Raw genomic sequence first — 6,006 nt, 5'->3', positions numbered from 1 at the left:
CGGCCTTGTTCGGTGACCCTGCTAACACTCTCGGCGCTGCGCTGTATGCGCTCGACCCCGCAACCGCCGCGGCGTCCGCTGGAATGGACAACATCGCTGACCGCACGGACGCAGCCATGGCCACCATCAGCGACAGCCCGGCTGCGGCTCTTGAGACCTTCAAGCGGTCAACGATGCAGAAGCTCGGCGAGGTGGCGGGCGGCTTCGTGCAGTTCGGCATGCAGAACCGCGGGTTCGTTCAGCCGCTCATCATGGTGCTGGGCGTGTTGGCCGGGGCGATCCTCGCGGTGCGGGTCGGGATGACTGTGTGGACGGCCGCGCAGACCGCCTGGAGGGCTGCCACGGCGATCGGTACGGCCGCCCAGTGGGCGTTCAACGCGGCGATGTCCGCTAATCCGCTGACGCTCGTCGCGCTGCTGGTGGTCGCTTTAACGGCCGGCGTCGTCGCGCTCTATATGAAATCCGAAACCGCGCGTGAAGTCATCAATGCCGCCTTTTCGGGAATCTGGTCAGCGATACAGTTTGTCTACAACTGGGTGCGGGATAATTGGCCGCTTTTGCTCGGCATTTTGACCGGACCTATTGGGCTTGCCGTTTTGACGGTCGTCAAACACTGGGATTCCATTCGGAATGGTGCAGCTGCCGCTCTCGGCTGGGTGCGTGACAACTGGCCTTTGCTGCTCAGCATCCTGACCGGGCCGATAGGTGCGGCCGTGATCCAGATCGTCACCCACTGGGATTCGATCAAGAACAAAGGCGTCGAAATCCTCAACTGGTTCAAGGGTCTACCGGGCGAGGTGAAGGGCGCCCTGGCCCCCGTCCCCGGGATGATCTACGAACCGTTCAAGTCCGCGTTCAACTCCGTCGCCTCAGCCTGGAACAACAGCGTCGGGCGGGTCGGGTTCACCGTGCCCGGCTGGGTGCCGAAGCTCGGCGGGAAGGGCTGGTCGATCCCCGACATCCCGCTGCTCGCCGCCGGCGGGTTCCTCCGCCAGGGCGGCACCGCGGTCGTCGGCGACGCCGGGCCCGAGCTGCTCGACTTCCCAGCCGGCGCGCGGGTCACCCCGCTGCCGCGTGGTGTCAGCGGTGGCTCTGCGAGTGGAGGCCAGCAGCGCCTCGTGCTCGACGTGACCGGCGCCGACGAGGAGCTCAAGCGGCTGATCCGGAAGATGGTCCGCAACGACGGCCGCGGCTCGGTCCAGGCCGCGTTCGGGGCGGCCTGATGGGCGTCCCGGCGCGGCGGGTGCAGCTCCGCCTCGGAACCACCTGGACCGAGGTCCTCGACGACGTGCTCGTGCGCAACCCGATCACGATCCGGCATGGGCAGGCGGACGAGGCGCCGCGGGCCGACAACGCCGCCGCGAGCTTCAGCCTCAACAACCGCCTCGGCCAGTACAGCCCCCGCAACCCCTACTCGCCGTACTACGGGCTGCTCGGCCGCAACACGCCGGTCCGGATCGGAGTGCAGGCCGGGCCGGTTCACTGGGCGCTCGACAACCCCGGCGACCGGCTCACCACCCCCGCCGCCGCCGCGCTGAACATCGCAGGAGACCTGGACATCCGCGTGGATGCGGCCTCCGACGGCGTGAGCCGCGACCAGTGGATGAACCTGGTCAACCGGTGGGGTCGGCTGGCCGACCAGCGTTCGTGGCGGCTGAGCTGCTCCTTCGACGGGCTGCTGATCATGGACTGGAGCACGGACGGCACCGCGGGCACCATACGCACGGCCACCTCACGGGTGCCCTGCTGGAACCTGTTCCGTGACCGGCGCACGGTCGTTCGCGTCACCCTGGACGTCGACAACGGCGGCGGCGGAAGAACCATCAACTTCATGGTGGGCTCGAGCCTGACCGGCCCGTGGACCATCATCGACACCGTCGTGCAGGCCGGCACCACCAGCATCTACGCTGCCGGCAGCACACCCCTCGGCCTCGGCGTGCCAGCCGACTACGGCGAGAGCGGACCGTGCCGGGTATACGGCGCGCAGGTCCGCAACGGCATCGGCGGCACCGTCGTCGCCAACCCGGACCTCACCGCCCAGACACCGGGCGCCACCTCGTTCACCGACTCGGCCGGCCGTGCCTGGACCCTCGCCGGTGGGGAGATCACCGACTACCGGATCCGGTTCGCCGGCGAGGTCGCCGCCTGGCCCGCGTCCTGGGACGTGTCCGGCCGCGACGTCACTGTGGCCGTGCAGGCCGCCGGGATCCGCCGCCGCCTCGGCCAGGGCGCCAGCCCCCTGCAGTCCACACTCCGCCGCAGGGTCATGGGCGGCGCCACCCTGCCTCGCGCCTACTGGCCGTGTGAGGACGGCTCCGACGCCACCTACGCGGCGAGTCCGCTTCCCGGCTGCGGCCCGCTCGTGACGTCCGGGTGGACGTTCGCGGCCGGCCAGGGCCCGGCCGGATCCGCCGAGCTCCCGACGATCGAAACCCCATCGTCGGCTGTCGGACTGGTGCCCGGGTACCGCAGCACCGGCGAGTGGCGCGTCGAGATGGTGATCCGCTGCGACGAGGTGCCCGCCGGCGGCTACCTGCCCCTGATGGAGATCCACACCACGGGCACCGTCGCCCGGCACCGGATCTCCCTCGCGAACCCTCCAGCGCAGTTCACCCTGGAGGGGTACAGCCCGACCGGCACCCTGATCTACGGGCCGATCACCTACGCGATGGGGACAGCCACCCCCACCGCCTGGGGCCGGATCATCCTGATGGGCCGCCAGTCCGGCGGCAACGTGGAGATCAGCGCCCTGTGGACCACCATCGGCGGCGGCTCCGGTTTCTTCCCCATCAGCCCCTACGCCGGCGCCGTGGGAGTGGTCACCAGCTGGCAGAGCACCCCCGACGACGGATACCAGGGGCTGCAGGTCGGTCACGTCAGCGTGTGGGACGACGCCGACATCGACCAGTACGCGAGCGCCGACCACGGCTACCGGGGCGAGACACCCGCCCAGCGGATCTACCGGGTCGCCGGCGAGGAGAGTGCGCCGGCCTCGATCGCCGGCGGCGCTGACAGCCCTGGGGCGATGGGGCCGCAGCCGATCGCCACGTTCCTCGACGTCGTCGGCGAGGCCGCGGACCTCGACGGCGGCCTGCTGCACGACCGCCGCCACACCCTCGGCCTCCGGCTGCGCGGCCGACGCGCCACCTACAACCAGGACGCCGCCCTGGTCCTCGACTACGCCGCCGGCGACGTCATGCCCTACCTCGAACCGGTCGACGACGACCAGGCCACCGTCAACGACGTCACGATCACCCGCACCAGCGGGTCCTCCGCCCGCCGCGTCCTCGAGACCGGCACCCTGTCCGTGCAGGCACCTCCCGACGGGGTCGGCCGCTACGACACCAGCCTCACGCTGAACCTGCAGACGGACGGCCAAGCCGAGCAGCACGCCGGCTGGCGCCTGGGCCTCGGCACCGTCGACGAGGCCCGCTACCCGACCGTGCGGATCAGCCTGCTCGCCAGCCCCCACCTCGTCGACGAGGTCCTCGATCTGGACCTGATGGACCGGGCACTGCTCGTCAACCCGCCGCCGTGGATCCCTCCCGACGACATCGACCTGCTCGTCCGCGGCTACACCGAGACGATCAACGTGGATCAGTGGGACCTGGAGCTCAACTGCGCGCCAGGCTCACCCTGGCAGGTAGGGGAATGGGGCGATCCGGACTCCCGCGCGGACACCAGCGGATCCACCCTCGCCCAGGACGCCACCGCGAGCACCACCCAGCTCGTCGTCGCGACCACCCTCGACCCCGTCTACGACCACCGGCCCTGGGTGCCGTCCGCCGGCCCGGACGCCCAGCCCGGCCAGCACCCGCTCGACCTCCGCGTCGGCGCCGAGGTCGTCCGCGCCACCGCGGTGGACGACTACGCCCGCGACGCGTTCGCCCGCACCAGCGCCAGCGGATGGGGCACCGCCGATGTGGGCGGCGCCTGGCAGGAGGTCAACGGCCTCGCCACCGACCGCACCGTCGGCAGCGGCCTCGGCCGGATCACCCTCACCTCGCCGTCCGACCTGCAGCGCCAGCAGACCATCCTCGGCGACCTGGCCGACGGCGAGCTGACCGTCCGGTTCGCCGTCGGTCAGACCAGCACCGGCGGTGCGGTCCTGCCAGCCGCCCTCCTCCGCTACACCGGGGTGAACGACTTCTACCGGGCCCGGGTCCACGCCGAGACCGACGGGACGCTGAGCCTGTCCGCGACCCGCACCACCACCCAGATCGGCTCCACGGTCGCCACCGGCCTCACCTACAGCCCCGGCACCCTGTTCGGGCTGCGGGTCCGCCTCATCGGTCACCGCATCCTGGCCCGCTGCTGGCTCGCCGCCGGCGACGAGCCCGGCTGGTGGCAGCTCGACGAAACCGTCACCACCTCCACGATCGACACCGGCCGGGTCGGCCTCGTGGCGTCCTGCTTCGCCACCAACACCAACAGCAACCCGACTGTCAGCTTCGACGACTTCCGGGTGATCTCCGTGCAGCGGATGACCGTCACCCGGGCCATCAACACCGTCACCCGGGCCTGGCCGGCCGGCACCCCGGTCCGCCTCGCCTACCCCACACGCATCGCCCTGTGACCGGAGGCCGCCCACCGTGACGCAGCCGCCCCCACCGAACTTCTACGCAGGGTCGACGATCGACGCCGACGACCTGCAGGGCATCGCCGGCGGCCCCGGCCGCACCGCCTACATCCCCACCCTCACCAACATCAGCATCGGCAACGGGACGCGGGCCGGCTGGTACCGCTGGCTCAACAGCGGCCTGATCCTGATCGTCGTCCGGATCCGCATCGGGAGCACCACGACGATCAGCGGCACGATCGAGATCAGCCTGCCGAGCGGCGTGACTCTCGACACGACGATCCCCCAGCTCGGGAACACCACCGCGCTCGACAGCGTGTCGTTCCAGCGCTACTCCGGCGTGGCGATCATGGGCGCGACCACGTTCCAGCGGCTCGTCTACCAGCCCACCGGCCAGGTCGGCGCGAACGCCACCTACCCGTTCAGCTGGGCCGACACCGACTGGTTCGCCGCCAGCGTCCTCGGCCACACAGTCTGAAAAGGGGCGTCCATGCTCGAAGTTCTCGTCGGCGCCGCCCTCGCCGCGCTCCTAGCCGCTGTCGTACCCGCCGCCATCGCATGGGCCAGGCGCACCCGAGCCAACCGACGGGACATCCGCACGATCCGAGACGTGGTCCCGGACATCCGCGCTGTCCGGGACGTGGTGTGCGGCACCGCAGAGGACAAGATCCGCGGCCACCGGCGGGTACCCGGCGTCGCCGAGCGCCTCGACACCCTGGAGCAGGCCGTCGCGCCACTCTCCGACCGGCTCCAGGCGCTCGAGCAGGCCGTCGCGCCGCTGACCGGTCTGGACGCCCGCGTCACCCGCATTGAGGGCGAGCTCGCCGCGCACCTGCACACCCACGGCACCCACCCATGACCAGGCCCGGCTGATGGCCAGCTTCTGGGACGAGGTCCGCGACGGCGACCCGTGCATCCGCGTCCCACCGCACGACATCCCCGCCCCCCGGCCCGACTGGGCGCAGTGGAGCGAGCGCCTGGCGGCCGCCGACGACCCCCCACCACCAGGCATGCGCCCGATCGGCCGGCATCCGGCCTGGCGGGCCGCGGCCCGCCTCCGCCTGGCCATCGCTCTCGCCGTCGTGTTCGGCCCGCTTCTGTGGCAGCTCGGAGGTCTGCTGCGATGACCTACCCCACCACCTACCCGGGCGCGAAACAGCGCATCATCCCGATCAACCATTCCGACGGCGGGATGGTCCAGCCCACCCGCGGACTCATCCCGCACGTCCAGATGGGCCGCTCGAGCCTGTTCGGCTGGTTCTCCAACCCGGCCAGCGGCGTCAGCTCTCACCTGTGGCTGTCGAAAGCCGGCGGGTTCGAACAGTACGTCGAGTTCGGCGACAAAGCGTGGGCCGAGGGCGCCGGGAACCCGTACTGGATCAGCTGCGAATGCGAAGGGTCCGACACCGAGGACTACACGCCGATCC

Annotated in this window: 4 protein-coding genes and 2 pseudogenes; all 6 read left to right on the top strand. The window is 70.9% G+C overall.

What is annotated here, in order from left to right:
* Window positions 1-1,223 (top strand): annotated as a pseudogene (locus FREUN1FDRAFT_RS37560) (hypothetical protein); the annotation flags it as partial.
* Window positions 1,223-4,576 (top strand): hypothetical protein, encoded by a 3,354-nt coding sequence (locus tag FREUN1FDRAFT_RS37555; protein WP_006545664.1) that lies wholly within the window; start codon window positions 1,223-1,225, stop codon window positions 4,574-4,576. The pseudogene FREUN1FDRAFT_RS37560 and the gene FREUN1FDRAFT_RS37555, both read left to right, overlap by 1 nt.
* 16 nt (window positions 4,577-4,592) lie before the next feature.
* The gene (locus tag FREUN1FDRAFT_RS37550) at window positions 4,593-5,057 is read left to right on the top strand and encodes a hypothetical protein (protein ID WP_006545663.1); all 465 of its coding nucleotides are present in this window, start codon (window positions 4,593-4,595) and stop codon (window positions 5,055-5,057) included.
* A 12-nt stretch (window positions 5,058-5,069) separates the two neighbouring features.
* Window positions 5,070-5,438: a hypothetical protein gene (locus FREUN1FDRAFT_RS37545; protein WP_006545662.1), complete on the top strand. Its 369-nt coding sequence runs from the start codon at window positions 5,070-5,072 to the stop codon at window positions 5,436-5,438.
* Window positions 5,439-5,451: 13 nt separating this feature from the next.
* Window positions 5,452-5,706, top strand: a complete 255-nt coding sequence (locus FREUN1FDRAFT_RS37540) for a hypothetical protein (RefSeq protein WP_006545661.1) — start codon at window positions 5,452-5,454, stop codon at window positions 5,704-5,706.
* A pseudogene (locus tag FREUN1FDRAFT_RS37535) lies at window positions 5,703-6,006 on the top strand (N-acetylmuramoyl-L-alanine amidase); the annotation flags it as partial. The gene FREUN1FDRAFT_RS37540 and the pseudogene FREUN1FDRAFT_RS37535, both read left to right, overlap by 4 nt.

This window comes from Parafrankia sp. EUN1f, assembly GCF_000177675.1.
Taxonomy (GTDB): Bacteria; Actinomycetota; Actinomycetes; order Frankiales; family Frankiaceae; genus Parafrankia.
Note: the sequence above shows the minus strand (reverse complement) of the source record. Positions and strands in the feature narration are given on the sequence as shown.

Coding starts and splice junctions, on each gene's coding strand:
- FREUN1FDRAFT_RS37540 (WP_006545661.1), top strand. CDS start 5,452: ATGGCCAGCTTCTGGGACGAGGTCCGCGACGGCGACCCGTGCATCCGC.
- FREUN1FDRAFT_RS37545 (WP_006545662.1), top strand. CDS start 5,070: ATGCTCGAAGTTCTCGTCGGCGCCGCCCTCGCCGCGCTCCTAGCCGCT.
- FREUN1FDRAFT_RS37555 (WP_006545664.1), top strand. CDS start 1,223: ATGGGCGTCCCGGCGCGGCGGGTGCAGCTCCGCCTCGGAACCACCTGG.